This is a genomic window from Pedobacter sp. PLR, assembly GCF_026239675.1.
Lineage (GTDB): Bacteria > Bacteroidota > Bacteroidia > Sphingobacteriales > Sphingobacteriaceae > Pedobacter.
This window is the reverse complement of record NZ_JAPIVQ010000005.1, coordinates 245,430-271,107: the sequence shown is the minus strand read 5'-3', so window position 1 is coordinate 271,107 and position 25,678 is coordinate 245,430. Positions and strand designations below refer to the sequence as shown.

Genomic DNA, 25,678 nt, shown 5'->3' with positions numbered 1-25,678 from the left:
TTGCCCCGATGAACTAAGGACAAAGTAAAGGGCCTCAGGGGTATTGAATATTAAAAAAAATGATCCGGAGATTTAATTATTTAGTGGTCTGATGATTATGGCTTGTCCATTCTTTTCCAACAACTGTATATTTAAAACGGTCGAAGAATCAACCTTCATCTGTCTGATGGCCAGCTTTGTAGTGGTAGACAGCGAAGCGTTATCAGCATAGACTGTGGCTTCGTATTGCTTATTCTTGTCTAAGAAATTAAGTGGCAGGTTAAAACTGATTGGTTTATCTGTCAAAGTTCCCACAAACCAGTTATTTCCGGTTCTACGGGCGATGGTTCCATACGCTCCAATTTCCCCGTTAATCACTTTGGTATCATTCCAAACCGTGGGTAATGCATCATAAAAACCAAGGTCCGGGATTTCGTCAATGACCGAAGCGGTTGATCCTGCGCCCCCCTTTTTTATAGGAGAAGCCGATGGCCGATCATACCAGTACACAAACTGCCATGGACTATAAATACAGATCGCTTTTGCCATTTGAGAAGCATGAGATCCCATTTCGTTCACCCGGGGCACAAAATAACAATTGGTAAAATCGCCGGCTCCGGCAATCATTCTGGTAAACATGGTAATTAATACCTGATGGTTATCCGGGCTTTCTTCTTCACCACGAATCCCTTCCTGAGTCAATAAATTCGGATAAGTTCTGGAGTATCCTGTTGGCCGGTATTCATCATGAATATCAATCATCATTTTATGATCAGCAGCTTTTCTAACGGCTTCATGCAACCAGGAAGTACTTCTTTGAGAACCCACATTTACAAAACCATATTTCAGACCTTTTACGCCCCAGGATTGAAACAATGGAAGTATGGTATCTAACTCTTTCGACAGAGCCCGCTGATTCACATAAAGCAGCACACCAACTCCTTTGCTTTTCCCGTAATCTATGACTTCCTGTAGTGCCAATGGCCCTGGAGATCTTGAAGGATCCACATTTACAGCTAACGCACTGGAGGCATCATCATATTCATGACCATACCAACCTGCATCAAATTCTACATACTGCAAATGATGTCTGGCAGCAAAATCTATACAGGCTTTACCACCAGTTGTTGTCAATGTTACCTCACGAATCACCTTACCAGGCTTTATCCAGGATGCATCCTTTATAGCATTAGCCTGGTTTAAATTCAAAATAAAATGGTTGTTTTCTAATAATTTCCCTGCGGATTCCGCGATCATGACATAGCGCCATGGAGTAGAAAAATTTGCCTGATAAATTGCTTTCCCATCCATCGCTGTAACCAGTAATAAACTGTCTTTTGGAGCTCGGCTGAATTTCATTCTGGCATGATCTACTAAAGCGGCTTCACCCAATGCAATAAAACGATCAGAATCCATTTCAATCACATAAGGACGCTCAGTTCCATTTCCTGTTTTACTGATACGTGCTTTTCTGTATTTCGACTGTGCGCTGCCTGCAACCCAGGATGGATAATCTTTAGTGAATTTAAAACCGGTAAGTTCGCGGGAAATAGTAAGCTGTTTATCTGTCAGGACATTATACTTAAAGGCCACACCTTCATTGTATACCCTGGAAGTCATAGAGAACAATCGAAAAGGCATTTTACGCTCTTTAAATTGAATGGTTACTTCATTGTAATGATCCAGATAATTATCTTTTTCGCCATATACAGGTTTCCATTTTTCTTTGACAGTTTTTTCTTTCAGGGACAGCACATCCAGGTCTTCCGATAAGGTCTTTTCATTTTCAAATTCAAGTCCTAATGGCGAATTCGCAATAATAGGGCTCCCCTGCCAGGAGATGGAATAACTCAACCTATTTTCATTGTTTAAGCTGGTTGAAAAGGTTAATTCCGTCTTTTTATCAGGGCTCAGAATTTTAATTTCTTTTGCCTGAAGAATTAGCGTGCTGCTTATTAAACACAGCACTAAAAGCATCTTATTCATATTTTAAAATCGGTTTACTACGGCTGATTTAAAACTATACAAAGTTGAGGTATCTATAAGTAACCTGCGCTTATGGAACCGAAGGATAATTTTAAGCTGCCCCAAATCCCACCTGATTCAGGAGGAAAAACTAAAATGGAATTAGCCTCATGACATTTTACCATCTGGTTGCAGAAGAAATATCCATCAGTGGTATTTGGTTTTCAATTGCTGTGGCTGAAGTTATTCAATCAGCTACTGTAATATTATATTAAATCCTCAAGCTAAACAATGGATTATTCTACATATTTAATGGACTATTCAATTAAAACACTGTCTATTTACTACGCAATACCTTCTCCATCTTCCGTCCCTTTGCCAGTTCATCCACCAACTTGTCCAGGTATCGGGCCTGCTTCGTCAAAGGATTCTCAATTTCCTCGATACGATATCCGCAAATTACTCCGGTTATCAGATGGGCATTGGCATTTAGGGTTGCCATTTGAAAGAATGCTTCAAAGGTGACCTTTTTCTCCATCAGCTCTTTTAGTTTCTGGCTATTGAAACCAGTCAGCCATGTTATTACCTGATCCAACTCTTCTTTTGTTCTTCCTTTTTTCTCCACTTTTGCGAGATACATCGGATAGACCGAGGCAAAGGTCATTTTTGCAATACGCTCATTGTGCGTGCTGGTAGTGTTCATACTAATTAAATGAATTGATCTTCGTTATAAACATACCAAAAAAACACTGGTCACCAAAAACACAATAATTTCTGAACACAACACGCTTTCGTCTTGAACCCTGTGTTTTTCGCTTTGATCCTTTTTAAAGAAAGCATAAACTAATTTCTTCATCTTTGTCCGGGATCGTTTTATTTTACTAATAAATAAGGAACAAATTGCTTAAAAAATATAATTCTTACCAGTTACTTTTAATCAGCCTGATCGCTGCAATGTTTGTGATCTATCCGGATATCACCTGGTTACCTTATGATTTAGAAAAGCTCGGCGGATCAGGGAAAGCAAACTATATTTCTTTTTTTTTATTACGATACACATTCCTTGCAGGTCTGATTTTTTTATTAATAAAAATCAATTTAGAGCAAATAAAAACCGCTGACTTCAAAAAGCGTTTCGCTTATAATACCATTATTTCCGGTGTAGCTTTTGCCATCTATGGAGGAATCTCTTTTTTGATGTATACAAGGTTAAAACACTATGGGAGTCTGGTCCTGTTTCAATTCTTTATTGTTTCTATTTTAAGTACGCTGATGGGACATATCGTCACCTTGTATAATGAACAGCGAAAAAAAGAACAGGAAATAGAGGAATTAAAAGTAAAAAACCTGCAAAGCCGTTATGATGCTCTGACAAACCAGATTAACCCGCATTTCTTTTTTAATTCCCTTAATGGTTTGACCTCCTTAATCCGGAAAAAGAACAATGAAGAAACGCTGACTTACGTTAATAAGCTCTCTGATGTGTTTCGCTATATTCTTCAAAGCGACAAAAAAGGACTGGTAACTTTAGGAGAAGAGCTGACTTTTGTTGATGCCTTTCGCTATATGATGGAAATCCGTTTCGCCAACAAGCTGGAATATCACATGAATATTGATGAAAATGCATTATCACAAAAGGTACCTGTGCTTTCCATTCTTCCCCTCCTTGACAATGTAGTTGTCCATAATAGGATTGACAGTGATCATAAAATGGTCATTGATATATTTATTAATGAAAATAATGAACTTGTCGTTTCTAATCCTGTTTATCCAAAACTAGGTCTATCAGAAACCAATGGAACCGGGCTTAAAAACCTGGAAAGTCGTTATTTATTATTGATGGACAGACAAATTAAGGTTGAAAATAAAGGGAAAGTATTTAATGTCTATTTACCACTAGGATAATCAATATGAAGATACTGATCGTTGAAGATGAAACCGCTGCTTTTGAAAGTTTAGTAGAGATTTTGAAGGAAATTGATCCTGGTATAGAAGTGACAGGAAATACAGAAAGTGTTAGCCAGACCATTAACCGGCTAAATGAACGTCCCCTGCCCGATCTTATATTAATGGATATCCATTTGTCTGACGGTTCAGCATTTTTGATTTTTGAGCATATTGAAATTGAAGTCCCGATTATTTTTACAACGGCTTATGACGAATATGCGATTGAAGCATTTAAAGTAAATAGTATTGATTATTTACTCAAGCCAATAAAGACCACTGAATTAGAACGTGCCCTTCACAAATTTAAAAAATTGTCCCCTGCCAATATTGCAGAGTATGTATCGAAGGTAAACCAGTTAACACCAACACCCCGTTATCAAAACAAGCTTTTAATTCCGCATAAGGATAAACTACTGCCGGTTGATCTTCAGGAGGTTTCCTATTTCTATACCACGGATAAAAACACGACTATTGGACTGATGGACGGGAACACCTACCCTTATCCCAAAACATTAGATCATATTTTTTCCACGTTGAATCCGGCTAATTTCTATCGGGCCAATAAGCAATTCATCATTGCCCGTAATGCCGTCAAAAATATAACGGTATGGTTCGACAGCCGGTTACTCCTAACGCTTGACAGAGACGTCCCTGAACGAATTTACATCAGTAAAAATAAAGCCGCAGAGTTTAAAGAATGGCTGGTAAACGAATAATAAAATGATTTTTGAGCACGTCCTTTCGTCTTAAAGCGCTTGATTTTCGTGTTGGTCCCTCTATTCAAAATAGCATGAAATAATTTCTTGATGTTTACATTAGAATATTACAATTTTATGCAGGCGATAAGTAAGCAAGAAACCACAAATAACAGAATTACCGTAATTGATGCCATGCGTGGCATCACCTTAATAGGTATTTGCGCGACTCATGCTTTCCAACATTTTGGCGCATTCACCAGCAATGCGGCGCCCCCATTCCCCTGGATAGGCACGATGGATGAGATTACCAGCTGGATCCTGCAATATTTGATCACGGGCAAATTCTTCATCATATTTTCTTTTCTATTTGGGTTGAGTTTCTTCATCCAAATGGATAGCGCAGCTAAAAAAGGAATTGATTTTCGCGGGCGTTTCCTATGGCGTTTAACCCTGCTGTTTATTATTGGATTAGTGCATAGCGCTATCTTCCGCAATGACATTTTAATCATCTATGCCGTATTAGGGCTGCCTTTAGTGATGATGTATCGGTGGTCAAATAAATGGTTGATTTCCATTGCGCTATTTTTTGTACTGGGCGGCGCTCAATTAACCTATATCGGATATAAGGCATTTGTTCCAGACACGAGCCAGCAGCAAGTAGAAAAACCTGCAGAACGAAGAGCGCGCTGGCAGGAGATTTTTCTCCAAAAATCCTTTTCAACCAATCTTCAACACAATACTACAGAACAATTGAGTTTTAAATTCAATTTCCAATTTGGAGAATATGGCCGCGGATATATGACAATGGGCTTTTTTATCCTGGGCTTATTGACCGGCCGTATGCGACTGTTTCAAAACATAGGTAAGTACCGACATTCTCTGCTTAGCGCCGTCTGGATTGCTTTAGTCGCAGTGCTCTTACTGTATGCGGTTAAGCCTTATTTACCACAAGGTGAAAGACTGAGCTTAGCTGCCTGGTTGGCCATTCCGGTGGACAGCCTGATCAACTTACTTTCCGCTTATTTGTGGGTTATCCTGATCATTGAGTTATACAACAGAAAGCCGGTACAACAAAACCTGAAAAAACTAGTGAGTTATGGACGGATGGGACTCACAAACTATATGTTACAATCTGTTTTAGGCGTATTTATATTCTATGGCTATGGCCTTGCACTGCATCATGATTTAGGCGTATTCTTAAGTGTAGTCGTCTGTTTATGTTACACTGTTTTACAAATACAGCTTAGCCATTACTGGCTACAGCAGTTCCGTTACGGACCCGTGGAATGGCTATGGAGATCAGGCACTTATCTGAAATGGCAACCACTGAAACGATAGTAATCTAACAGCTATTATCCTAATTAATACAAATAGCTATTTAACAATTTAAAAAAATGAGCTTTATGAAACAGGTACTTTATTTTTCGATATTATTCTTTGCTGTGCTCTCTAATCCAGCGGCAGCACAGGAAGGTCCGATCTTTCCAAAAGGAAAAAAATCCCCAAATGTTCATCATGTCGGAAATGTTTGGCTCACAGAGTTGAATTCGCCTGATCGTGTTTTCGCTTATGGCACTTCAGTAGCCATATTTGATCTAGGAGCAAGATTAGATTGGCATACCCATCCCGGAGGACAAATTTTAATCATTACTGAAGGTATTGGTTACTATCAGGAAAAAGGAAAACCAAAACAGATCGTACGTAGAGGCGAAGTTGTCAAATGTTTACCTGGCGTTGAGCACTGGCATGGAGCAACACCTGAAAGTGGTGTCACTTACATTGCCACCTCTCCTTCACAAAAAGGAAAAACGATCTGGTTACACAAAGTTACAGATGCAGAATATAACGGCAACAAATAGTTTTACAGATTTTGTTACTTATTAAGCAAAGGAACTCATGAGGCGCAGGGGATTCACAATAAGAGCTATTTAATATGAAAAAGGAATTAGTTATGTACCCGGGAGTATTAATATTATTGTTGGCTGCGACAATTTCGCTCAATGCCCGGCAAAAACAGAAACCGTTAACCATTGCTCAGCAAGGCAGCTTTGCTGTTGGAGGAACTAAGCTTACCGAAGCTGGAAACTTCGATTTGGATAATGCATTGAAACCTAATGGACAAACCTTTCATGGTGACCATGCTTATGCCTTTTACCAAATTCCGGTAAAGGCCCGTAAATATCCATTGGTTTTTCTCCATGGAGCAGGACAGTCCAAAAAGACATGGGAAAGCACTCCTGACGGAAGAGAAGGATTCCAGAATATTTTCCTAAGACGTGGTTTTGGAGTTTATCTACTCGACCAGCCCAGACGAGGCGATGCTGGAAGAAGTATTGTTGCGGCAACCACAACCCCCACTCCCGATGAACAGTTCTGGTTCAGTCAATTCAGGATCGGCAATTATCCTGATTATTTTCCAAATGTTCAGTTTCCAGGGGATCCTGCTTCACTTGAACAGTTTTATAGACAGATGACTCCAAACACAGGTCCTTTTGATGCCATGGTGGTCACAGATGCAGTGTCACAATTATTTGATAAAATTGGAGAAGGCATACTGGTAACACATTCGCAGGGAGGTGGTCCTGGCTGGTTGACAACCATTAAAAATGAAAAGGTCAAAGCTGTTGTTGCCTACGAACCCTACAGCGGTTTCGTCTTCCCCATAGGAGAACTCCCACAGCCAATAAAATCAACAGGGCTTTTTGGCGAGCTGAGTGGAACGGAAATACCCTTGTCGGATTTCATTAAACTGACCAGGATACCGATCGTGATCTACTATGGAGATAATATCGCCAAAGAGCCGACCGATGTGTGGAATAAGGACCATTGGCGTTCAGGGCTCGAAATGGCTAGAGCATGGGCAACCACCATCAATAAACATGGAGGCGATGCCAGGGTGGTACATCTCCCGGAGATTGGAATAAATGGAAATACCCACTTCCCCTTTGCTGATCTGAATAATATCGAAGTAGCTGATGTACTGTCCGGGTGGCTAGGAAAGAAGAGCCTGGATTTGAAATAATTACCAAAAAGGAAATAGATACAGGTATTAAAACTTTAACAACAAAGTGATATAAAATGAAAAAGATAACATTAATTCTAATCGCAATGTTTATGACAGCAAGTATTATTTCTTCAGCTCAAACCAAATCAAAAAATCCTTTTGACTTAGTTTATGGGAAAGCCATTACAGAAAATGTATCTGGAAAAGTGAATATTCATCCGGTGGCTTATAAAGTGAATGGGATTGATATCGCGGCCAATGTTTATACACCTGCGGATTATGATCCGGCAAAGAAATATCCGACAGTAGTGCTGGCCCACCCCAATGGTGGAGTAAAAGAGCAGACAACCGGTTTATATGCCCAACGTTTGGCAGAGTCGGGTTATATCACTATTACTGCCGATGCTGCTTATCAAGGCGCTAGTGGTGGACAGCCACGTCACATCGATAAGCCTGCAAATCGTATCGAAGATATTCATGGTATGGCCGACTTTATTACCCGGTACCCGGGGGTTGACGCGAATCATCTGGGTGTTTTAGGAATCTGTGGTGGTGGCGGTTATACTTTAAAGGCAGCTCAGGGAGATAAACGTTTTAAAGCCGTGGCGACCTTAAGTATGTTTAATTCAGGTGAGGTAAGACGTAATGGTTTTCAGAATTCTCAATTAACTACGATCCAGGAGCGTTTAAAGCAAGCTACAGATGCCCGTGCACAAGAAGCCTCAGGTGCTGAAGTGATTTATGCAGGTATAGCCAATCCAACAGATGAAGAAATTGCCAGCATTCCAACCGATCTATATCGTGAAGGGTACTTGTACTTTTGTCAACATACCTCTTGGCGGGGCTATTCATTGTTTTAAGAACACTTCTGAAAACTATGCACGCTTGCTTTGTACGGTTGTCCCTGCAGGACTAGAAAATCTATTCAGGGAAATAGGCGAACCTGTGCTACCTGGCCAGATTCTACCTCTTCCTGAATTAACCGACAAGCGAAAAGAATTTTTAAAAGAAATAGACCTGAAATACAATCAAAAAACCTATCCACCAGACTTTCTGGGCTAATGGCCAGGCATAGCAAACCTATCAGGGCTCCGGCAGGTCGGTAAGTGTTGAGGAGGACGCCTTTTGAGGTACTCCGCGTTGAAACCAGCGAGAGTGCATGTGGCGGAACACCGCTTTCGAACAAGCGCTTACCTGTTCCGAGCACCAATGGAAAGACCCAGAGCCGATGTTCATCGACGAGTTAATGATCCTTTCATAGTTTTCACTTGCGGTCTGACCGGATCATATTCAGGAATGGTATTTAACAAATCCAGGCCAAAGGGGAATAATAGTTCGTTTTCTTTATCATTGCAGGAACCCCGGCAGTCAGGACATGATGTGGCGTATTATGGGTTACAACCGCTCCCGCAGCAATTTTCACATAATTCCCGATAACTACCCCTGGTAATATAACTGCCCCTGATCCGATATGGGTAAAATTGCCTATTCTACAATTCCCCAGAACAATAGCGCCGGGAGATATTTCAACAAATTTCCCAATCACTACATCATGATTGATAATGGCATTATAATAAATCATGGTTCCCATCCCTATTTCAACACTATTGGAGATTTTTACACCTGACAAAATATTGCATCCTTCGGCTATATTTACATCATAGTTTCCCACATCTATTTTTGGACTGATTGTAGCATGCAACACCCCGCCTAAGGCTGTAAATTTATGGTACATTTTACATCTTAAACCGGGATTTCCAATCCCAATTGAAAACCGGTCATCAATGTTTGAAAAGTATTGCTCAGCATCGCTGATGGAATTTATTATTGGGAACTCACCAAATAATTCATCTTCAATATCTAAATTTATATCATCATAAAAAACTAACTGATCCAGTTCATTATTCTGTCGAAGAATTTCCAAAATATCTTTTGCAAACCCTTTAGCTCCTATTATTAACATAATTGATCTTTTTAAAAAACAATGTTTAAAAATAGAGCGCCTATTATTTCATCTTTTATTTAATGTGCAACTAAGACCGTATCCTTTCCAACCGTATCCATTCTCATGACAGTTGTATCAGAAGGAGCAGCCTTCATATTCGTGGTATCAATAATGGCAGTATCCGTCATTAATGAATCCAATACTTTTTTCTTATTCCGATCGGAACCACACCCTGTAAATGCCAGCGCTGTCAATGCAATAAATATTTGAATTTTCAGTTTCATAAATTCAGGACTAAAATTCTTATCCATGTTTTAGGGACAGCGCATTTAATGAAATACCGCTGTCGGAATTAAAAAATGTATACGGGTAATAATCGCAGATGCACTGATACCAGCATCATCCAACAGCTCATCCATTTTCCCCGACCGGGAAACATGGTTTACGGCCATCTTTTCGACATGTACTGGCTGATCTGTTCCAGCTAGTGAAGCCATTACAAAATCACCCATCCCACCGTGGGTAAAATGATCTTCAACTGTTACCAATATGGCATGCTTTGTTTCCAATATACAATTTATCAAAGTATCCTTGTCGATGGGATTGATGCAATAACAATCCATTACACGTACACTTATCCCTTCTTCATTTAATTTATCTGCTGCTTTGAGTGCCTCAAAAACAGTAATACCACTGGCAACAATCGTAAGTTGGTCGTTTGCAGATTGCCGCAGTATTTTTGATCCGCCAACCATAAACACTTCAGTATTCTCATATAAGACAGGCGTTTTAGCGCGCAATGTCCGCATATAAACGAAGCCGCAATGCGCCATCATCAGGTTCGTCAATTTTGCTGTTGACACCGCATCAGCTGGTTGAAAAATAACGGTACCCGGAATAGCCCCGAACAAAGCAATATCCTCCAGGGCCATTTGTGAAGGGCCATCCGCTCCGATGGAGACGCCCACATGAGATCCTACAAATTTAATATTGGCCTCAGAAACCCTGGCCATCCGGATCTGATCGGCTGCCCTGTTCAAAAATGCACCGAAAGTAGCTACTACTGGTATTTTCCCTAGTCTGGATAAACCTACCGCAACTGAAACCATATTTTGCTCAGCTATGAAACATTCTACAAATCGCTCAGGTAAAACATATAAAAATGATTCGGTAAAAGTTGAATTTTTCACATCTGCATCCAGCACATAGATCCCGGTATTATCTTTTCCCAATTCAGTGATTGCCTGTCCGAAAACTTCCCTTGTAGCATATTCCTTGTCCTTTTTAAAGGAAAGATCTATAAAGGATTCTATAACTGTCGGCTCCCCAACCCTGGTGATATCGGGTTGTTTTAAATTTAGCCGTAGATTATTGTTAGGTTCTCCAAGCTCTCTCAATGCTTTTAGCAGTTCTTCTCCGGTCAGTGCTTTTCCATGCCAGCCATCCTTGTCTTCCAGGAAAGAAACCCCTTTACCCTTAATCGTTTGTGCAATAATCGCTAATGGTTGATCCCCCTGATGATAAAATGCCTGCTTAAATGCCTGGTCCAATTCTTTAAAGTCATGACCATTGACCACAATCGTCTCAAATCCAAATGCCCGGAAGCGCTGCTCATATTTTTCGACATCCCATCCAAACATCGTCTCTCCGCTCTGTGCCAAACGGTTGACATCAACGATAGCCACAAGATTACCCAACTGATGACAAGTTGCAAAGTTCGCGGCCTCCCATACTTGCCCTTCTGCCAGTTCCCCGTCGCCTAAAAGCACATAAGTTTTGCAATCTAAAGACTCTCTTTTGGCTAACAAAGCAAAGCCAGCTCCAACCGAAAGCCCCTGCCCCAGCGAGCCTGTGGCTGCCTCAGCGTAGCTGAACTTCGGTGTAGGATGACCTTCAAAACGGCTGTCAAATTCCCTCAGCGACAGTAATTCATCCAGGGGATAAGCACCAGTCATCCCAAATAATGTATATAGCAAGGGTGCAGCGTGCCCTTTAGATAGCACAAAACGATCATTGTATAAATTAAGTGGATTCTTAATATCGTACCTGAAATAGCAGTCGAAAAGTACAGTCATCATATCGGCAGCTGACAAACAAGAAGTAGGATGTCCGGATCCCGCTGCTGTAGTGGATTTTAAGCACCACTTCCGAACCAAATTGGCCTTCTTCTGCAAACTTTCATAATTCTCCATAATTTTTATTTTATGTATGAGTAGTATAAAGCATAACCAGTCACTTTAAAAACAATCCAGATTTGGAATAGTTCAAAAAACAGATAAATTACCAGATTTGGGTGGGGCCGTTAATTCAATAGTATTTCATCGATAAACACCCATGCCGGCTGCCCTTTACCCGGATGCCATTCCGGAAGTTTCTTTAGGTTTTTGACCACAATTTTCAGGTAAGTAATATTTTGAGGTTTAAAGTTGCTTTCCACTTTTATCAATGCCCGTTCCGCGCCTTTGATGGTTGCTGCTGGTTTTACGGTACTCAGCAAATGAAGTTTATTTTTTGCTGAGCCGGCCCAGATCTCTACTGCTACGGGAGGCAAAATATAAGTTGGAACCAGCCTCATCACATTTAAAACAACAGATTGCATCATCACAGGACGCTTAAAGAACAACAAAGCTTCTAAATTATTTTGCCTCACCCCAATCCATTTACCTGAATTGGCCTCATAATCTCCAAGCTGATGGTCGGTAAGAATTTTTGCGCCCCCCGCCTTATATTTATCGTCAGGTGGAAGGAGAAAAAGTATGGTATCCGGCTGATAACCGCTCTTGTAAAAATTAGCCGTAATAGTCTCGCTTCCAAACCATCCATCTTTATACGCTTTCGCCTTTAAAGTGGTACTTTCTCTCAGCAAAAGTTCCTTACCAAACAAGCTGGAACTCAAACTATCGGGTTCCGAACCATCTGTGGTATAGCGGATTTGAACGCCATTAACCGGGTGTTTCATTTGCAAGGCCAATGAGGTTTTGAAAACGGCGACCTCATTACTTAACCGGGGTTGATTTAACCGGATCGGATGTTTACCATCATCTTTAAAACCAACAATGACCTTGACATTCTTATTCGATTTCTGCAGTTGCTGTAGTTCTGAATCCGTAATTCCGGTATTCCATAACATCAGCTTTTTAAGACGCTTTAACTCCATAACCGGCTTTATGGTACTAAAAGTTACTTTAGTGCCTGATAAAGATAGTGTGTTTAAATTTTTCAACGCCTGAAGTTCTTTCAACCCTGTTCCGGTAATACTGGTGAAATTAAGGTTCAGCGTATTCAGATTTTCAAAACGCGCTATTGTTTTCAATTCCGAATCGCGAACCGGCATCCCTTTAAGGTCCAGGGAAACCACTTGCTTTTTAATGTCTTCCAGTTCCTTTAATGCCTCCGGTTTATAGACACTTTTATTGTAAATATTGACTGCTAAAGCCGGTGATTCCTTCGCCAGTGTATAAACAATCCGGTAATTGTTATTCAATTTTTTAATCGTCTTTTCGTCCGCAGCCGCAAAGTCATATTTTGATACTCTGGCTTCCGAAGGTGCCAGAAAAGTAGCCGCCAAAATCCTTAAAGAATCCTGTACCGGTAAATCAACGACTTTCTTCTTAAGCTCCGCATTCCCTTTAATCCAAAACTTTAAAACCGCAATTTCCTCATTAGTCAATTGATTTTTTCCCTTTGGTGGCATGTGTTTTTTATCGTCCAAAGGCAGATGAATCCGTTCCAGCAGCAAACTGATTTCCGGTTTACCGGGCACAAATAGCTTTCCACTCTTCCCTCCTTTAAGCAAATCTGCTGCATGTTCCATCATCAGACTACCTTTTGCCTTTTCCAGATTATGGCAGCTCAGGCATTTCTGAGAAAAAATGGGTAGGATCACATCTTCAAACACTTTTGCCTGGGCCAAAGGCACCTTAGACACCTCTTTCTCAGCAGTTACCGGCTCCATCACGAAGTTATCCCCATGGGTTAATGAGGCACCATAGTGACCGGCAAGAATTAAGCAGATGATGGTTATGATTGCGCCAGTTCTGGCCAGTGTAATTTTATACCAGGAAGCATTCCTGGACCAATAAATAATGGAAGCAAAAAAAACGAGGCCCACTCCGGTCCATTTATGCCATTGCAATAGTGTTCCCGTATAGCCCTCCTCTTTGGAGAGCAACAGCCCCATAATGACAGTCACTGCCGAAAGCAGCGTACCGGAAAGTAAGAGTCCCGTAGTAAAACTCTGGTATAACGGCTCTTTCAGGTAAGTTTCTTTAAATCGGAAAAACTCCATTAACATCGCCAGCATCAGCAGGACAATAGGAAAATGCAGGATCATCGGGTGCATTCTTCCTAAAGGTTGTAACCAATATGGAATAGCCAGCTGATCGCTAAAAACGAGTAAAAAAAGGATAAAAACATTAGCTGCAAACAGCGCATTCGCAGCCAGACCTTTAAAAGTTATGCTCATAAATAATAACTATACCCTGGTAAATTTATAAGGATAAACTTTTCCTGAAGCCCATTGGGCTACATACAAATTCTCATCATCATCAACACATACATCATGTGGATTTAGTAAGATTTTTTCCCCTTGCCTCATGGGCTGCAATACGCCATCTTTATACACAGGTGCCTGACCGCCAATATTGGAAACCACCTGATTGTCTTTATTCAGGATTGTAGTAAAACCACTTCCTTCATGATTCAGATCCGGTGAGCGCAGCACCGCAGCATAGAGGTAATCATTTTTGATGACGGGTCTGCATACACAGGCTCCTGGTAGCTGAATGATTTCTTTTAAATTGCCCTGCATATCGAAACGTTTGAAGCAATTGCGGGTACGATCGGTTACCAGCAAAGAAGCGGTACCGTAGCGATGGTCAATACATACCCCATGCGCATTGTCCAGATGTTTGGTTTCTGGCCCTCTGCCGCCAAAATAACTTAGCAGTTTACCCGCTGCACTATAATGAAACACATATTGTAAACCATAACCATCCGCAATAAAGAAATCTCCGTTATCGGCAACGGCCGTTTCGGTAGGTACAAACTCCTCCTTCTTTTTATACAAACCGGTCTCCATTGGACAGTCAATGGTCATCAGGATTTTTCCATCCATCGTTGTTTTATAAACCTGATGCCTGTCCGTATCCGTTATAAAAAGATACTCTTTTCCGTTTTCTTTTGCGAGGGTAAGCCCGTGGGCACCTGGAAATTCATGCCCCCAGGAATCCAGCAGTTTCCCGGATTTATTATAAATAAGAATGTTATTTTTAGTCTCATTGGTCAGCAAAATAATCCTTCCTTTAGCATCCTGAACCATTTCATGGCAATCATTTACCGGATGTTGTGAAGGATTCAATTGCCCCCATTTGGTATCCAACCTATAACGCATCTCGTTATGCCCGTAGAGCGGTCCTGTTGGTTTTGCATACAAGTCTTTTGTAATGAAGAAGCTCGCTGAAATAATCGTAGTCTGTTTTAAAAATGTTCTTCTTTCCATCAATGTTTTAGATTAAGATGTCATTTACAACCTTCCCTGCAACATCCGTCAGTCTGTAACGGCGACCGAGGTGTTTAAAAGTTAATTTCTCATGGTTTAAGCCGAGCTGATGCAGGACTGTTGCCTGAAAATCATGCACGTGTACCGGATTTGAAATGACATTATAGCCAAACTCGTCTGATTCACCATATACAATTCCGGGCTTTACACCTCCTCCGGCCATCCAGATGCTAAAGCAACGTGGATGATGGTCACGGCCATAATTATCTTTCGTCATAGCCCCCTGACTGTAATTGGTACGTCCAAATTCCCCACCCCAAATGACCAGTGTTTCATCCAGTAAGCCCCTTTGTTTCAAGTCGGTGATCAATGCCGCAGAAGCCTGGTCCACATCCTTCGCTTGTCCGGCCATTTCCGAAGGTAAGTTACCATGTTGGTCCCAGCCCTGATGGTACAGCTGAACGAAGCGAACCCCATCCTCACTTAATTTCCTTGCCAGCAAACAATTGGCAGCGAAAGTTCCGGGTACCAGACAATCCGGTCCGTAAAGCTTTATAATATCGTCTGGTTCCTTACTAAGGTCTGTCGTTTCCGGAACTGCAGTTTGCATTCTATAGGCCATCTCATACTGCTGCACTTTTGCACTAATCTCGGGATCACCAAATTCCTGATAAGAAATATTGTTGAGTTCAGCCAGCTGATCGAGCATCTTTCTTCTTTCAAACCTGTTCAGCCCTGCCGGATCTTTCAGGTACAATACCGGATCTTCCCCACTGCTAAATTGCACGCCCTGATGCGTAGAATCCAGAAACCCATTGGTCCATAGTTTAGAATACACCCCCTGGCCATTTCCTTTCCCTCTTGAAAGCAGTACGGTAAAAGCAGGAAGATTTTTATTTTCGCTGCCCAGGCCATAACTCAGCCATGCCCCCATACTTGGCCTGTTACCTTGTTGAGCGCCCGTTTGAAAAAAGGTCAAAGCCGGATCATGATTGATTGCTTCTGTATGCATGGATTTGATGATGCAAATATCATCGACCACTTTTGCCGTATATGGGAACAGGTCACTGATCCATGCTCTGGAATCACCATATTGTTTAAAATCAAAATAAGAACCTACCAGCGGAAAGGAGGCCTGATTGGCGGTCATACCAGTAAGCCGTTGTCCGGAACGGATAGAAGCTGGTAGCTCCTGTCCCATCATTTCCCTTAGCTTTGGCTTGTAATCAAAAGACTCCAGTTGTGAAGGTGCCCCGTTCTGGAACAGATAAATCACTCTTTTGGCCTTTGGCGCAAAATCAGGAATTCCCGGAGGAAGGCTGCTTTCGTCCATTCCGCCTGTAAATAAATCCGGGATCAGTAAGGAACCCAAAGCTACACTACCAAGACCTAAACTTAGCCTGGATAAAAAACGACGCCTGTTGGAATTAAGCCCATGTTCTAAAAAATCCTTTTCCATATCTCTAAGTTTTTGTAATGGTTTCTTCTAAATTATAAATGGTGGTCATCACCTGCATCATTGCCGCCAGATTGCGTTTATTGATTTCCCCTGGAATGGGATACTCGCCAACGGCCAGCACTTTTTCTGCCTGTGTTTTTTTCTCAAAAACCTTAAGCTGATCAGCATAATAAGCACTCAGTAATTTAATCTCTTTTTCGTTCGGATTCCTGCATACGATCATGCGGAATGCCTTAATCAATTTAGCGGGAACGGCTGTTTTTTCCTGTAATAACCTGGCGGCTAATACCCTGGAAGCTTCCAATACAGTAGGATCGTTCATCATTACCAAAGCTTGTAATGGCGTATTCGTATTTAAACGCTGTACTTCACACTGATCTCTGTTACTCGCATCAAAAATGCTCATTGAAGGAGGTGGTACGGTGCGTTTGATGAAGGTATACATCCCTCTTCTGTATAGACTACCGCCATGGTCCTGTGTGTATTTAGCCAGAATTCCGCGACCAGAGGTGGCTGCTTCCCAAAGACCTTCAGGTTGATAAGGTTTTACACTTGGTCCGCCAATGGTTTTCACCAGCAGTCCGCTGCTGGCTAATACGACATCTCTAACCGATTCTGCCGGAATCCGGTGTCGGGAACTTCTGGACAGCAAAATATTTTCCGGATCTGTCTTTAATTTTTCTGCCGACAGGACTGCCGACTGCCGGTAAGTTGCAGAGCTGACGATCTGTTTGACCAGGCGTTTGATATTCCAGCCATGGTTCATGAAATCTACCGCCAGCCAGTCCAACAATTCAGGATGAGAAGGCAGTTCGCCCTGCATCCCGAAATCCCCCGATGTTTTGACCAGACCGCGACCAAAAACCTGCTGCCATACCTGGTTCACAAATACCCTGGAGGTCAATGGATTCTGTTTATCAAACAACCACTTAGAGAGCCCAAGTCGGTTTTTAGCATACTGCTTCCCAAAAGGCAATATAGATTCCGGCGTTCCTGCTGCCACTTCTGTGCCATGGTTATCATACACACCCCTGTTCAGGATGTATGTTTTCCGCAGCGTATCTCTTTCACCCATTACCGATACAATGAGCTTATTAGTATCTTGCTTATTTACAAAAGAAAGCACCTTTTTAAGGTCCTCATTGCTGATTTCCATCAATGGCTTTTTCGCATAAGTTTCCGGTCCGCCAACACTGGATTCCAACCCAACTTCCTTAACATTATTAAAGAAAGCGAATACCTCATAATACTCCTTCTGAGAGAATGGATCATATTTATGATCATGACAATGAGCACATTCTAATGTGACCCCTAGTAATGCTTTCCCAAAGGCATTAGTACGATCGGTCACATATTCTACCCGATATTCTTCATCAATGACCCCACCCTCTTCGGTGATTTTATGGTTACGGTTAAAGCCGGTAGCCAGCAACTGTTCTTTAGTTCCATTGGGCATGAGGTCTCCTGCCAGCTGCCAGGTAATAAACTGGTCATAAGACATATTCTGATTAAAAGCATGAATTACCCAGTCGCGCCATGGCCATTGAGAACGGTAATTATCGTCCTGATAACCATGGGAATCCGCATAACGGGAAACATCCATCCAATGGAGGGCCATTTTCTCGCCATAAGCAGGGCTTTTCAACAAGGATTCAACTACTTTTTCATAGGCATTACTGCTACCATCTGCCAGGTATTTATCCATCAGTTCTATACCCGGAGGCAATCCGGTCAGGTCCAGGCTCAGCCTTTTCAAAATTCTTTCTTTATCTGCTTCCGGATTAGGCTTTACTCCTTGCTGTTCCAACTTTTGCAGGACAAAATAATCCAGTTCATTCTTTGCCCAGTCTTCGGTCTTCACTGTTGGGATTTTCGGCATTTTCGGGGGCGTGAATGCCCAGTGTCGCTCATATTTAGCCCCTTGTTTAATCCATTTTTCAATCACTGCAATTTCATGTGTGGTCAGTTTTAGATGGGAGGATTTCGGGGGCATGATCAATGCGGAATCGGTTGAGGAGATCCGAAGAAAAACCTCAGATGCTCCGGGTTTAAAAGGGACAAGAGCGTGTGCAGAAGGGTTCTCCTTTAAGGCCTTGTAAGCTGCTTCCGCGATATCGAGTCTTAAGCCTGCTTCCCGTTTATTTGCGTCAGGGCCATGACAGGCAAAACACTTATCAGACAAGATGGGGCGCACATGAAAGTTATAGCTAACGGTATCCGGCATCTGATCTTCGACACTTTCATTACCCGACGAATTACAGGCTTGTATAGCATACACAATACCCACAAACGCGAGCATTAAATAAAATAGCCTGCGGTACATACAAAATATATTTGGTTTCTGGTGTTGATGAAGTTACGCGCCTCATCCTAAGTAATATTAAAAGATATATTCAACTTACACAATGGATTATTCTATTAGAAAGATGGACTATTCAACAGTAATCATCAGTACTTTTAGTATAAAATCATCAATTAATTTCTCACTTATTGCACACCTGTTATACGATTTTCAAAATCGCAGTCCTTAATATCAAATACGGAGAATATTATACCTAGATTCACTAACAAAAACCAGGAATACTTTTCAATACAAGTAAAAAATCAATAAAGAAGAAAAGAACTAATTGATCACTTATTACTAATCAAAATGAAAAAGTATAAAATTCTCATCATAGCAGGAGAAAGTGACTCAAGGGCCAGCACTGTTTTATTGTTAAAAATGGCTAATTATGAGGTAATAAAAGCTTCGAATGGAAAGCAGGGTGTTAATCAGACACTTGCAGTCCTGCCTGACCTAATTTTATGTAGTGCTATCTTACCGGATATTGATGGATGTATGACGCTATCATTAATAAGAAAATTCCCACAAGCCCGGTCTATCCCATTTATCTTTGTAGCCTCTAAAAATGACGAAAATGAAGTCAGAAAAGGCATGATCATGGGGGCTGATGATTACCTGATTAAGCCCTTTGAGAATATCGAATTATTGGAAACCATTGAAATGAGGCTAAAAAAAAGATCGGAACAAAAAAAAAGCCTGGATCCAATAATCAATGAGGAAAATATCAAAAATGGAATTGAATATTTTGAAAAAATAATCTGTGAATCCAGACTTCGACATTTTAAGAGAAAACAGGTCATATATTATCAGGAAGATGCCGCAGACTCCATATATCTTATCGCCAGCGGATCTGTAAAAACCCTGAAGACGACTACAGATGGACGTGATTTGGTAACCGGCATTTACAGGGAAAATGAATACTTTGGCATCAATGCCTACTTTTCGGCAGAGGTACATCATGAAACCGCTGAAACCATAGAGGAGACCTTATTATATACTTTCCCCCGGGCGGTTCTTGACCCCTTAATTGATAAATTTTCCGATTTATCCAAAAAATTCATAGAGATCATTGCGGCAAACAACCTGAGAAAAGAGCACCAGTTATTGGAATTTGCCTATTTTTCAGTTAGAAAACGTATGTCTCAATTGTTGCTTCGATTATATCCTAAAAATAATTCGGGGGTTGTCCAATGGATAGATATCTCCAGGGAAAACCTCGCTGCAATGTCCGGAATGGCTTCAGAAACGGTTAGCCGTGTTTTGAGTGATTTCAAAAAAGACGGTTTAATCATGCGGGATTCCAATAAAATTATGATCATTGATCCACTCCGGCTGGCACATTTAAAGAATTAGTTACTGTATTATTTTGGAAATGCCAGCGTTGATTTCGCTTTGGAATTGATTTCATACTTTGCCAGTTGAGACAAGCGATCATCAATGTGCTTTTCATTAATTTCGGCTTCATGAAATATGGTTGCATCCATTTCTAATTCCAGTAAACCTGCAAATGCGGCAGCTGTACCATAGGTGGATATTTTATAATGATTAATTCCCTGAATGCATGCCAGCAAACATGCATCTTTTATGTCTGCATTGGTGCAGTAAGAAAGACATTCATCCGTATCCTTGATAAAGGCCAGCATAATTGGATTATTTACAGCCATTGTTCCGATTTGCTCTTTATCTATAAACGCTTCAATCCCTCTAATGTGCTGATTAACGAAATCAAGATATTTTTGCAATACTGCCTTTAGTTGTAACGAACCAGCCTGATTCAGCCATTTTTCCAGACTACTTTTTAATTCAACCTCGGCACTTATAAATTTGCTGATGTCATAATCTATTAAATTATGAAGTGTATTAATGGTATTTGTTTCCATGATCTTTCAGTTTATGCGAATAGAATTTCAACCCTCTTTCAGCATAAAGATAATGGTTACCTGGTATCAGACCCTTGACAGCTATCAAATTAACGAATGATGTTCATCACTAACATAAATAGAACTACCCGGATCTTTTTCTATAGTTCAGAATTGCCCATCCATTAAAAAATAATGCGAAGCCAATCATCGCAAAAATATGATATCTGATATCAGCAAGCCCGCTACCTTTTAGCATGACCATACGCATCACTTCAATAAAGTAGGATACCGGATTAAACCATGTAATCATTTGGGCCCATGCCGGCATACTTTCTATTGGGGTATACAAGCCACTGAGCAGGTTAAAAATCATAGTGATGAAAAAAGAAACCAACATGGATTGTTGCTGGGTTTGAGCATAAGTAGACAGCAACAGCCCTAAACCCAATATGGCAACCAGATAAACTGTAGCAAAAATATAGATGGTCACATAATGTCCAAGGGGTATAATTCCATACACCAGCCGGGCCAGTATTAAGCCCATTGTTAAAACAGTTATTGCCAGTATCCAGAAAGGAACAAGCTTTCCAACGATGAACTGAGCTTTCTTTATCGGACTTACATTGATCTGCTCAATAGTGCCCATTTCCTTTTCCCGCACAATATTATTTGAAGCAAATGAAGACCCTATCATGGTCACCAGCATCACCAATATGCCAGGCACCATAAACATCCGGTAATTCATATTAGGGTTGTACCAGTTGGCAGGGACTACCTGTATAACAGGTATTCTGTTGAATCTTAAGTCCTGTATCCATTGCATCCGAATTTCCATATTGTAATCCTGCAATATCCCCTGAATATAGGCAGCGCCTAAACCTGCTTTAACACCATTTATTGCATTTACCGAAATCAATATTTCAGATTCATTTTCTTTGATAAGCCTACGTTCAAACTGTGTCGGGATTTCAAGCAGCAAATCCGTTTTATCCTGCTCAATGGCCTTGAGCCCTTGTGCATAAGTTGAACTGTAATCCCTTAGCCTGAAATAACCTGAAGATATGATCTTATCTACCATCTTCCGGGAATAAGCGGAACGGTCATGATCCACCACGCCAAGGTTAATATTTTTAACCTCATAATCTGCTGCAAGCGGAAGAATCAACAACTGAACCATAGGCATTATGAACAAAATTTTAAAGATTGCGGGATCGCGGAATATTTGCAACAATTCCTTTCTTAGCAGAAATTTTAAGGTTCTCATAACCTGATTTTAAATTTATAAATACTAATCCCCAATAAAGTGGTAGTCATCCCGATAAGGATGAGGGTTTCTTTCCAGACGGCGGCAAAACCGAGCCCTTTTATCATCACATCCTTTACAATAATAAAATACCATCTGGAGGGCACAACGTTCGCAATCAGCTGTAAAGGAAGGGGCATATTTTCGACAGGAAACAGAAAACCACTAAACAATAATGTTGGGAGAAACAAACTCATCATTGCCGTAAACATCGCTGTTTGCTGTGTTTTTGCTGTATTTGAGATCAGGATCCCTACTGATAAAGAAGTGATGGTAAATAAAATACTTTCAGCCATCAATAACCATAAACTACCGGCAATAGGTACATCCAGTGCATAAACACTAATTAACAAAATACTGATGATATTCAGCATGGAAACCACCAGGTAAGGAATGGTCTTGGCGATGATTATCCTGAAAGGTTTTAAAGGAGATACCAAAATCACCTCCATCGTTCCAATCTCCTTTTCTTTTACAATAGCGATGGCCGTCATCATGGTACAGACTAACATCAGCACCAATGCCATCACTCCCGGTACAAAATTGTAAGCGCCTTTTAACTCCGGATTATAGCGCATACGAACCTGAACTTTTATAGTATATGGCAGTTTTTGATTTTCATTGATGGCCTCCTGGTAATCATTGATGATAACCGCCGCATAATTGCTGAGCATATTGGCGGTATTAGGATCGGAAGAATCAGCAATCAACTGTATCTGAGCATGATTGCCATGTAAAAGATCGTATCTGAAATTCCGGGGAAAGACTACCGCCAGCCTGATCTTGCCCTGGCGAAAAGTTGCTTCAATCTCTTTCCAGGAGTTTATATTTTTATAAAGGCTAAAATAACGGCTTGATGAAATTTTCTCCGCAATACTTCTTGAAGCCTCATCTTTAGCCTGGTCAAAAACAACCATATTTGAGTTTTTAACTTCATTGGTCAATGCAAATCCGTACAAGAGAATTTGTATGACAGGCATCCAGATCAGGATGAACAGTGTTCTTTTGTCCCGCCAGATATGCAGCCACTCCTTCTTTACAAAAATCCTGAATTGTTTCATGATGTCCTTTGTGCCTTTCTTGCCAACCGCAGAAATACATCGTCCATTGAACGACCTTCAAAATTGCTCATCAGGTTCTGTGGAGAATCGAGCGCTTCTATCCTCCCATCCACCATAATGGAAACGCGATTGCAATACTCCGCCTCATCCATGTAATGGGTGGTCACAAAAACTGTAATTCCTCTGGCAGAAGCCGCATAAATCATACTCCAGAATTCCCGTCTGGTGATCGGATCAACACCCCCGGTTGGCTCATCCAGAAAAACAATTGCCGGGTCATGTACAATAGCAATTGAAAAGGCCAGTTTCTGCTTCCAGCCCAATGGCAATGAACGAACCAGGCTTTTCCTTTCTCCTTCAAGCTGCAATTGAGCCAGCAACAAACCCGTTTTCTCCCTGATCTGATTATCATTGAGACCATAAATACCGGCATAAAAGCTGATATTTTCAACTACGGTAAGGTCTTCATACAGGGAGAATTTCTGGCTCATATAACCGATGTTCTTTTTGATAGACTCATTCTGTTTGTACACATCAAAACCAGCAACGGAAGCTATCCCGGATGTTGGGAGCGACAAGCCGCATAGCATTCGTATCGCCGTTGTTTTACCGGCACCATTTGCCCCGAGAAAACCAAAGATTTCTCCCTTTGTTACCTCAAAACTAATGCTATCCACAGCTGTAAAATCACCAAATTTCTTAGTCAGCTCTTGTACACGAATCACTTTTTCTGTTTCCATTTCAATTGCTCATAAGCGCCATAAAACAGTCCTCAATATTGGCCTGGATCGGAAACATTTCCACACCGGTAAAACTTCCATTTTTAACTATCCTGTTCAAATGCTCCTCAATCTGTTCTTTTTTATTAAAGGTTACATGGTGGTACTGTCCAAAAGGGTAACAGCTCTTCACAGCCGGATCTGCCTTGATTGTTTCCATTAAAGCATACATTTCATTTGCCCGGATTGCCCATAAAGAACTTCTAAACGCTGAAATAACTCCCTTAGGCGTATTCACGGACAGTAAAATACCTTTCTGTATCAAGCCAACCCGATCACAAAGCGTAGCCTCATCCATATACGCTGTAGACACAAGTATGGTTATCCCCTGAACTTTTAACCGGTGTAGCATTTCCCAAAACTCTTTACGCGACACGGCATCCACTCCTGTAGTTGGCTCATCTAAAAATAAGACTGATGGTTTATGGATGAGCGCACAGCTCAGCGCTAGTTTCTGCTTCATCCCACCAGACAACTGACCTGCCCTGCGGTCCTTAAAAGGCTCAATCTGACTGTAAATCTCTTTAATCAGCTCATAATTTTCTTTAATCGTGGTATTGAAAATGGCGGCAAAAAATTCGAGGTTTTCCTGAACAGTTAAATCCGGATAAAGTGAAAATCTTCCGGGCATGTAACCAACCTTCCTGCGGATTTTTTTATAGTCTTTAACAACATCAAAACCATCTACTGTTGCGTATCCACTGTCTGCAAGGAGTAACGTCGTCAAAATTCGAAACAAAGAAGTTTTCCCGGCACCATCGGGTCCGATGATCCCAAAAATCTCCCCCTGATCTACGGATAACGAAATGCCATCCAAAGCTGTTACTTCCACCTTTTGTGCTTTATACCGCTTAATGATATTTTCGACTACAATTGCCTTCATGAGCCTTTATTAAATTTCAGTTCCCCATACATACCAATTTTCAGAAACCCATCATTTTTAACCCTGACCTTAATGGCATAAACCAAATTCGCCCGTTCCTCTTTTGTCTGAATAGTTTTTGGTGTAAATTCCGCTTTATCTGAAATCATACTGATCACACCGTTATATTTCCTGTAGCTATCCGCGGTACTGTCGACTAAAACCGTTACCTGCTGATTAATTTTAACCTGTGCCAGCTGCGTTCCGGTAATATAGGCCCGTAAAGTAATCACAGAAAGATCTGCTATTCTATACAATGCCTTACCTGTTGAGGTGACCTCCCCGGCCATTGCATATTTAGTCAATACGGTGCCTTGAACGGGATTCACAATAATGCTCCTTTTCAGCTGATTGTTTATCCGGGCTACAGATTGAGATAAGGGTTTATATTCACTGAGGATAGTCCTGTTTTGTGTTCCTGTTACTGTTTTCTGGACTTTGATCTGCTGGTCATTAACAGCAATTTGCTGTTTTAAAATATAGATCTGCATATTGATATCATCCAGTTGCTTTGTAGTTGCCGCATCCGCCTTTACAAGGTTCTCCGTCCGGCGAAGCTCATAGTAAGCATTTGCAAGCTGAATTTTAAGCACATCTGCCTGGTCCTTTAACAGTTGAACCTGGGGTTCAACATTCATCGTCTTTTTCTGCAATGCGCCAATAGATGCTTCAACCTGAGCCTTTTCCAATTGTAAAGGAACAGGATCAATCCGACCAACAACACTGTCTTTTTTGAGAATGTCCCCTTCCTGAATAGGCAAGTCAATAATTTTTCCGGGAATCTCTGCAGCTACAATAACTTCATCAGCTTCAAATGTTCCGGATGCATCGGATAATTTCTCCTGAAAATTACAGCAGGCAAATAGCGCCAGGAAAGTAAGAGATAGATACATTATATTTTTCATGGTGA

General features: G+C 41.0%; 22 protein-coding genes. 7 read left to right on the top strand and 15 right to left on the bottom strand.

Annotated features, from left to right (window positions below; translation table 11 throughout):
• Window positions 1–72: 72 nt before the first annotated feature.
• Together OQX61_RS14300 and OQX61_RS14295 are read right to left on the bottom strand one after the other, a co-directional pair.
• Complete coding sequence (locus OQX61_RS14300; protein WP_265842430.1) at window positions 73–1,965, bottom strand: glycoside hydrolase family 97 protein; 1,893 nt, start codon at window positions 1,963–1,965, stop codon at window positions 73–75.
• A gap of 316 nt (window positions 1,966–2,281) precedes the next feature.
• Window positions 2,282–2,647, bottom strand: coding sequence for a DUF2200 domain-containing protein (locus OQX61_RS14295; RefSeq protein ID WP_265842429.1), 366 nt, complete (start codon window positions 2,645–2,647; stop codon window positions 2,282–2,284).
• Window positions 2,648–2,844: 197 nt separating this feature from the next.
• Between OQX61_RS14295 and OQX61_RS14290 the strand changes: the two genes are divergently transcribed.
• From OQX61_RS14290 to OQX61_RS14265, 6 genes are all read left to right on the top strand, one after another.
• Window positions 2,845–3,849, top strand: coding sequence for a histidine kinase (locus OQX61_RS14290; RefSeq protein WP_265842428.1), 1,005 nt, complete (start codon window positions 2,845–2,847; stop codon window positions 3,847–3,849).
• Window positions 3,850–3,854: 5 nt separating this feature from the next.
• A complete protein-coding gene (locus OQX61_RS14285; protein WP_265842427.1) occupies window positions 3,855–4,607 on the top strand; it encodes a LytTR family DNA-binding domain-containing protein in 753 nt (250 codons plus the stop codon).
• Window positions 4,608–4,697: 90 nt separating this feature from the next.
• Window positions 4,698–5,927: a DUF418 domain-containing protein gene (locus OQX61_RS14280; RefSeq protein ID WP_265842426.1), complete on the top strand. Its 1,230-nt coding sequence runs from the start codon at window positions 4,698–4,700 to the stop codon at window positions 5,925–5,927.
• A 65-nt stretch (window positions 5,928–5,992) separates the two neighbouring features.
• Window positions 5,993–6,448 (top strand): cupin domain-containing protein, encoded by a 456-nt coding sequence (locus tag OQX61_RS14275; RefSeq protein ID WP_265842425.1) that lies wholly within the window; start codon window positions 5,993–5,995, stop codon window positions 6,446–6,448.
• Window positions 6,449–6,522: 74 nt separating this feature from the next.
• On the top strand, window positions 6,523–7,611 hold the full coding sequence (locus tag OQX61_RS14270; RefSeq protein WP_265842424.1) for an alpha/beta fold hydrolase: 1,089 nt from the start codon (window positions 6,523–6,525) through the stop codon (window positions 7,609–7,611).
• A gap of 92 nt (window positions 7,612–7,703) precedes the next feature.
• Window positions 7,704–8,453: an alpha/beta hydrolase gene (locus tag OQX61_RS14265; RefSeq protein WP_265842423.1), complete on the top strand. Its 750-nt coding sequence runs from the start codon at window positions 7,704–7,706 to the stop codon at window positions 8,451–8,453.
• A 443-nt stretch (window positions 8,454–8,896) separates the two neighbouring features.
• Here the strand turns inward: OQX61_RS14265 and OQX61_RS14260 are convergent, their stop codons facing one another.
• From OQX61_RS14260 to OQX61_RS14230, 7 genes are all read right to left on the bottom strand, one after another.
• Window positions 8,897–9,556, bottom strand: coding sequence for an acetyltransferase (locus OQX61_RS14260; RefSeq protein ID WP_265842422.1), 660 nt, complete (start codon window positions 9,554–9,556; stop codon window positions 8,897–8,899).
• A 59-nt stretch (window positions 9,557–9,615) separates the two neighbouring features.
• Window positions 9,616–9,849, bottom strand: coding sequence for a hypothetical protein (locus OQX61_RS14255; protein WP_265842421.1), 234 nt, complete (start codon window positions 9,847–9,849; stop codon window positions 9,616–9,618).
• 18 nt (window positions 9,850–9,867) lie between these two features.
• The gene (locus OQX61_RS14250) at window positions 9,868–11,730 is read right to left on the bottom strand and encodes a transketolase (RefSeq protein WP_265842420.1); all 1,863 of its coding nucleotides are present in this window, start codon (window positions 11,728–11,730) and stop codon (window positions 9,868–9,870) included.
• A gap of 110 nt (window positions 11,731–11,840) precedes the next feature.
• The gene (locus OQX61_RS14245; RefSeq protein ID WP_265842419.1) at window positions 11,841–14,003 is read right to left on the bottom strand and encodes a c-type cytochrome domain-containing protein; all 2,163 of its coding nucleotides are present in this window, start codon (window positions 14,001–14,003) and stop codon (window positions 11,841–11,843) included.
• A 9-nt stretch (window positions 14,004–14,012) separates the two neighbouring features.
• On the bottom strand, window positions 14,013–15,038 hold the full coding sequence (locus tag OQX61_RS14240) for a hypothetical protein (protein WP_265842418.1): 1,026 nt from the start codon (window positions 15,036–15,038) through the stop codon (window positions 14,013–14,015).
• A 7-nt stretch (window positions 15,039–15,045) separates the two neighbouring features.
• Window positions 15,046–16,497 carry a DUF1501 domain-containing protein gene (locus OQX61_RS14235; protein ID WP_265842417.1) on the bottom strand — a complete coding sequence of 484 codons (1,452 nt, stop codon included), beginning with the start codon at window positions 16,495–16,497 and terminating at the stop codon, window positions 15,046–15,048.
• A 4-nt stretch (window positions 16,498–16,501) separates the two neighbouring features.
• Complete coding sequence (locus tag OQX61_RS14230; protein ID WP_265842416.1) at window positions 16,502–18,820, bottom strand: PSD1 and planctomycete cytochrome C domain-containing protein; 2,319 nt, start codon at window positions 18,818–18,820, stop codon at window positions 16,502–16,504.
• A 327-nt stretch (window positions 18,821–19,147) separates the two neighbouring features.
• Here OQX61_RS14230 and OQX61_RS14225 point away from each other — a divergent pair, with 327 nt between their 5' ends.
• Entirely contained in the window at window positions 19,148–20,194 is a 1,047-nt protein-coding gene (locus OQX61_RS14225; RefSeq protein WP_265842415.1) for a cyclic nucleotide-binding domain-containing protein, read from the top strand.
• Window positions 20,195–20,202: 8 nt separating this feature from the next.
• Here the strand turns inward: OQX61_RS14225 and OQX61_RS14220 are convergent, their stop codons facing one another.
• The 6 genes from OQX61_RS14220 to OQX61_RS14195 form a co-directional block, all read right to left on the bottom strand.
• A complete protein-coding gene (locus OQX61_RS14220; protein ID WP_265842414.1) occupies window positions 20,203–20,721 on the bottom strand; it encodes a DUF892 family protein in 519 nt (172 codons plus the stop codon).
• Between the two features lie 124 nt (window positions 20,722–20,845).
• The gene (locus OQX61_RS14215; protein WP_265842413.1) at window positions 20,846–21,967 is read right to left on the bottom strand and encodes an ABC transporter permease; all 1,122 of its coding nucleotides are present in this window, start codon (window positions 21,965–21,967) and stop codon (window positions 20,846–20,848) included.
• Window positions 21,964–23,067 (bottom strand): ABC transporter permease, encoded by a 1,104-nt coding sequence (locus OQX61_RS14210; RefSeq protein WP_265842412.1) that lies wholly within the window; start codon window positions 23,065–23,067, stop codon window positions 21,964–21,966. Before OQX61_RS14210 ends, OQX61_RS14215 begins: the two co-directional genes overlap by 4 nt.
• Window positions 23,064–23,807, bottom strand: a complete 744-nt coding sequence (locus tag OQX61_RS14205; protein WP_265842411.1) for an ABC transporter ATP-binding protein — start codon at window positions 23,805–23,807, stop codon at window positions 23,064–23,066. The genes OQX61_RS14210 and OQX61_RS14205 overlap by 4 nt, the downstream gene beginning before the upstream one ends.
• A 1-nt stretch (window position 23,808) precedes the next feature.
• Window positions 23,809–24,729 (bottom strand): ABC transporter ATP-binding protein, encoded by a 921-nt coding sequence (locus OQX61_RS14200; RefSeq protein WP_265842410.1) that lies wholly within the window; start codon window positions 24,727–24,729, stop codon window positions 23,809–23,811.
• Window positions 24,726–25,673: an HlyD family efflux transporter periplasmic adaptor subunit gene (locus tag OQX61_RS14195; RefSeq protein ID WP_265842409.1), complete on the bottom strand. Its 948-nt coding sequence runs from the start codon at window positions 25,671–25,673 to the stop codon at window positions 24,726–24,728. Before OQX61_RS14195 ends, OQX61_RS14200 begins: the two co-directional genes overlap by 4 nt.
• Window positions 25,674–25,678: the final 5 nt, after the last annotated feature.

What these genes read in the sequence shown, in the direction of transcription:
- OQX61_RS14300 (WP_265842430.1), bottom strand. Translation starts at nt 1,965, where the DNA reads ATGAATAAGATGCTTTTAGTGCTGTGTTTAATAAGCAGCACGCTAATT.
- OQX61_RS14295 (WP_265842429.1), bottom strand. Translation starts at nt 2,647, where the DNA reads ATGAACACTACCAGCACGCACAATGAGCGTATTGCAAAAATGACCTTT.
- OQX61_RS14285 (WP_265842427.1), top strand. Translation starts at nt 3,855, where the DNA reads ATGAAGATACTGATCGTTGAAGATGAAACCGCTGCTTTTGAAAGTTTA.
- OQX61_RS14280 (WP_265842426.1), top strand. Translation starts at nt 4,698, where the DNA reads ATGTTTACATTAGAATATTACAATTTTATGCAGGCGATAAGTAAGCAA.
- OQX61_RS14275 (WP_265842425.1), top strand. Translation starts at nt 5,993, where the DNA reads ATGAAACAGGTACTTTATTTTTCGATATTATTCTTTGCTGTGCTCTCT.
- OQX61_RS14270 (WP_265842424.1), top strand. Translation starts at nt 6,523, where the DNA reads ATGAAAAAGGAATTAGTTATGTACCCGGGAGTATTAATATTATTGTTG.
- OQX61_RS14265 (WP_265842423.1), top strand. Translation starts at nt 7,704, where the DNA reads ATGACAGCAAGTATTATTTCTTCAGCTCAAACCAAATCAAAAAATCCT.
- OQX61_RS14260 (WP_265842422.1), bottom strand. Translation starts at nt 9,556, where the DNA reads ATGTTAATAATAGGAGCTAAAGGGTTTGCAAAAGATATTTTGGAAATT.
- OQX61_RS14255 (WP_265842421.1), bottom strand. Translation starts at nt 9,849, where the DNA reads ATGGATAAGAATTTTAGTCCTGAATTTATGAAACTGAAAATTCAAATA.
- OQX61_RS14250 (WP_265842420.1), bottom strand. Translation starts at nt 11,730, where the DNA reads ATGGAGAATTATGAAAGTTTGCAGAAGAAGGCCAATTTGGTTCGGAAG.
- OQX61_RS14245 (WP_265842419.1), bottom strand. Translation starts at nt 14,003, where the DNA reads ATGAGCATAACTTTTAAAGGTCTGGCTGCGAATGCGCTGTTTGCAGCT.
- OQX61_RS14240 (WP_265842418.1), bottom strand. Translation starts at nt 15,038, where the DNA reads ATGGAAAGAAGAACATTTTTAAAACAGACTACGATTATTTCAGCGAGC.
- OQX61_RS14235 (WP_265842417.1), bottom strand. Translation starts at nt 16,497, where the DNA reads ATGGAAAAGGATTTTTTAGAACATGGGCTTAATTCCAACAGGCGTCGT.
- OQX61_RS14230 (WP_265842416.1), bottom strand. Translation starts at nt 18,820, where the DNA reads ATGTACCGCAGGCTATTTTATTTAATGCTCGCGTTTGTGGGTATTGTG.
- OQX61_RS14225 (WP_265842415.1), top strand. Translation starts at nt 19,148, where the DNA reads ATGAAAAAGTATAAAATTCTCATCATAGCAGGAGAAAGTGACTCAAGG.
- OQX61_RS14220 (WP_265842414.1), bottom strand. Translation starts at nt 20,721, where the DNA reads ATGGAAACAAATACCATTAATACACTTCATAATTTAATAGATTATGAC.
- OQX61_RS14215 (WP_265842413.1), bottom strand. Translation starts at nt 21,967, where the DNA reads ATGAGAACCTTAAAATTTCTGCTAAGAAAGGAATTGTTGCAAATATTC.
- OQX61_RS14210 (WP_265842412.1), bottom strand. Translation starts at nt 23,067, where the DNA reads ATGAAACAATTCAGGATTTTTGTAAAGAAGGAGTGGCTGCATATCTGG.
- OQX61_RS14205 (WP_265842411.1), bottom strand. Translation starts at nt 23,807, where the DNA reads ATGGAAACAGAAAAAGTGATTCGTGTACAAGAGCTGACTAAGAAATTT.
- OQX61_RS14200 (WP_265842410.1), bottom strand. Translation starts at nt 24,729, where the DNA reads ATGAAGGCAATTGTAGTCGAAAATATCATTAAGCGGTATAAAGCACAA.
- OQX61_RS14195 (WP_265842409.1), bottom strand. Translation starts at nt 25,673, where the DNA reads ATGAAAAATATAATGTATCTATCTCTTACTTTCCTGGCGCTATTTGCC.